This is a genomic window from uncultured Boseongicola sp., from assembly GCF_937988555.1.
Classification (GTDB): domain Bacteria; phylum Pseudomonadota; class Alphaproteobacteria; order Rhodobacterales; family Rhodobacteraceae; genus Boseongicola.
On sequence record NZ_CALJXO010000043.1, the window covers coordinates 1 to 2651 of the forward strand.

Genomic DNA, 2651 nt, shown 5'->3' on the forward strand with positions numbered 1-2651 from the left:
CAGGGCCATAGATTGGCTCAATGGTCATGTTTGGCTGAATGACATGATTTATCATATTGGGCTTCCTTGTGTAGGCGCCGACATTTTGCTGGCGCGTGCACTGAGGAAAGCCCGGGGTGCAGAGTCCGGGCCTTAATTTAGTACCGCTCGTCAGGCCCCCGAAGTCGAGCCATAATCGGGACTAGTTTTCGAACAAATCACCGTTTGCCGAAAGCCCGGCCATTTCCATGAGTTTCTCTTTGGCGCCGCCGTACCCAGACTCGCGTTTCTCCTGCGCGTCCGGGCCCTTGGGAAGAATTTCCAGCATGATTTTCAAGGCGCTGAACAGGGCCGCATTGTCGCCGTTCAGCGCCTTTTTGCACATGGAAAAATATGCCGCCTCAAGGCTGCCCAAGGAGATGCTATTGCCATTTGGCGTTTTGGCGGTAACGGGCTCGGACAGGATTTCGGCATATGTTTTTAGGAATTCGTGTTTGGTTTTGCGGCGGCCTTTCGGGTTGCCGCTCTGGCCCTTGGACCATTGGGTGTTTTTGGGAGGTTTTCCATGCCCAACTTCATATTCGTCAGCCATCCTTGCCTCCATCAACGCTGTCGTCTGCCAAGCTGCTTGCACATAGCTTTGCAAGTCTTTCTTTTGCGGCAGTCAGATCGACACGTTGGTAATCAGCCCCATTCAGGTCGTTTGCCATCGTAAGGATCTTTTGCAGCATTTGGATGGCCCGTCGATCACCAGAAACAGCCAGGTCCCTGAGGCGCCGTATCAGCGCTTCATCAAGTGAAATTTTTCGACCATCGGTTTTTACCTGAACTTTTCGCTTCAGAACTTTCTGAAGAGCCAGGTAGGGATCTTCGATCTGTTTGGGCCGCCCGTTCGGATTGCCTGATTTGCCTTTCTTGAACTGGCTTTGTTTTGGCGGTTTCATATAGCCGGTACGATAGGGGTCTAGCTCACTCATCACGCGGCCTCGCTGTCGCCGTCAGGCGCTTCTGCGTGGTCGCGCGCAGTGGCGGTTTCGGCAAAGGTGTCGCCAGTGCGTTCAAGACGCGCCGACATGCCGGTTACAGCCTCGAAACGCCGACAGATTACATCGCAATAAAGCGGGTCCAGTTCGATAAGCCGCGCGATGCGGCCTGTGCGTTCGGCAGCCAGAAGCGTTGTGCCAGAGCCGCCAAAACCGTCCAGCACGATTTCGCCGCGTTTGGTGACATCCTTGATTGCGTCAGCCACCAATGCGACAGGCTTGACGGTTGGATGCAGCGCCAGGTCTTTCTGATTGGCGCCAAAGCTGTTTACACCGGGATAGTCCCAGACATTGGTGCGATAGCGCCCGGTGTCGCCCAGGCCGAAGGTGTTGGTATGCGGGGCCGTGCCAACTTTGTAGACGAAGACAAGCTCATGCTGGGATCGGTAGAACGTGCCCATGCCGCCATTGGATTTCTTCCAGACCACCAGGTTCTTGAGTTCAGAGTAGATTTTGTCACCCGCTGCCTGCAATTCGGTCATGTGTCGCCAATCCATACAGACAAAATGGATGGCGCCATCGACGCTGACATTGGCCATCGCGCCAAGCGCATTTTCCAGAAAGGCGGTAAAGCCTGCCGTATCCATCTCGCCAGACGCCATGGCGAATTCGCGATGCTGGATCGCGCCAGAGCCACAAACATGTCCGCCAATCTTCACGTTGTAGGGCGGATCTGTGAACACCGCGCGGGCGCGATCAGATTTCATAAGAGCAGAGTAGATATCTGGTTTCTGCGCATCGCCACAGATCAATCGGTGTTTGCCGAGCAACCAGACATCACCGAGTCTTGTCACTGCAGGGCCCACCTCAATCTCAGAGATATCGTCGTCGGGATCGGCTTCATTTGTAACAGGACCGTCAAGCAGGAGGTCCAGCTCGGCAGTTTCAAAGCCTGTAATCTCCAGATCAAAGTCCAAATCCAGCTCGGACAAGCCCTGAAGTTCAATCGCGAGAATGTCGCGATCCCAGCCTGCAAGCTCAGCCAGCCGATTGTCAGCTATGACATAGGCGCGACGCTCGGCATCACTCAAATGTCCGAACTCAATTGTTGGGACTTGATCAATGCCCAATAATCTTGCCGCTTCAACACGACCGTGCCCGGCGATTATCTGTCCTGCGTCGCCGATCAGAACCGGATTGGTGAAGCCGAACGTTCGGATCGATGCTGCGATCTGCGCAATCTGCTTGTCAGAATGCGTTCGGGAGTTCCCTGCGTAGGGCGTAAGATCATCAATCTTACGATACTCGATTTTGAGCCGAAGGGTCTCCGGCAATTGTGGAGCCAAAGCCCCGGTCTTCGTCACGTCAGCCATATTAGGCCCTCGCTGGTAGCGGTGCTTGTCAGACGATCCGACAAGTCACACGGAATTCTCAACAGCGTCGCAAGACGCTGACCTCTCCGTTGATTCCGTTGCTTCCGTTGATTTGGCCTGCTGTGGCAGCGCCCGTCCCAATGAGATAGGCACGCGCCTTAGTGATGCAAGGAAAAAGTCTCAAATATATAAGTGGCTTATAATCTTTTTTGCAATCTCACCGCTTTTTTGAAAATCTTGGCCCACAACCGCCACCTTGTGATGCCGGTTGAACCGACTCTCTACTTTTCAAATATCGAGTTGCAATTTGGCGGGT

3 protein-coding genes are annotated in these 2651 nt (G+C 54.0%); all 3 read right to left on the reverse strand.

Features of this window, described 5'->3' with window-relative positions:
* Positions 1–181 precede the first annotated feature (181 nt).
* From Q1B15_RS02630 to Q1B15_RS02640, 3 genes are read right to left on the reverse strand one after another with little or no spacing between them, the layout of a single operon-like run.
* Positions 182–571: a DUF5681 domain-containing protein gene (locus Q1B15_RS02630; protein WP_299749740.1), complete on the reverse strand. Its 390-nt coding sequence runs from the start codon at positions 569–571 to the stop codon at positions 182–184.
* Positions 564–956, reverse strand: a complete 393-nt coding sequence (locus Q1B15_RS02635) for a DUF5681 domain-containing protein (RefSeq protein WP_299749743.1) — start codon at positions 954–956, stop codon at positions 564–566. Before Q1B15_RS02635 ends, Q1B15_RS02630 begins: the two co-directional genes overlap by 8 nt.
* Positions 956–2335, reverse strand: a complete 1380-nt coding sequence (locus tag Q1B15_RS02640) for a site-specific DNA-methyltransferase (RefSeq protein ID WP_299749745.1) — start codon at positions 2333–2335, stop codon at positions 956–958. Before Q1B15_RS02640 ends, Q1B15_RS02635 begins: the two co-directional genes overlap by 1 nt.
* Positions 2336–2651: the final 316 nt, after the last annotated feature.

Coding starts and splice junctions, on each gene's coding strand:
- Q1B15_RS02640 (WP_299749745.1), bottom strand. CDS start 2,335: ATGGCTGACGTGACGAAGACCGGGGCTTTGGCTCCACAATTGCCGGAG.
- Q1B15_RS02630 (WP_299749740.1), bottom strand. CDS start 571: ATGGCTGACGAATATGAAGTTGGGCATGGAAAACCTCCCAAAAACACC.
- Q1B15_RS02635 (WP_299749743.1), bottom strand. CDS start 956: ATGAGTGAGCTAGACCCCTATCGTACCGGCTATATGAAACCGCCAAAA.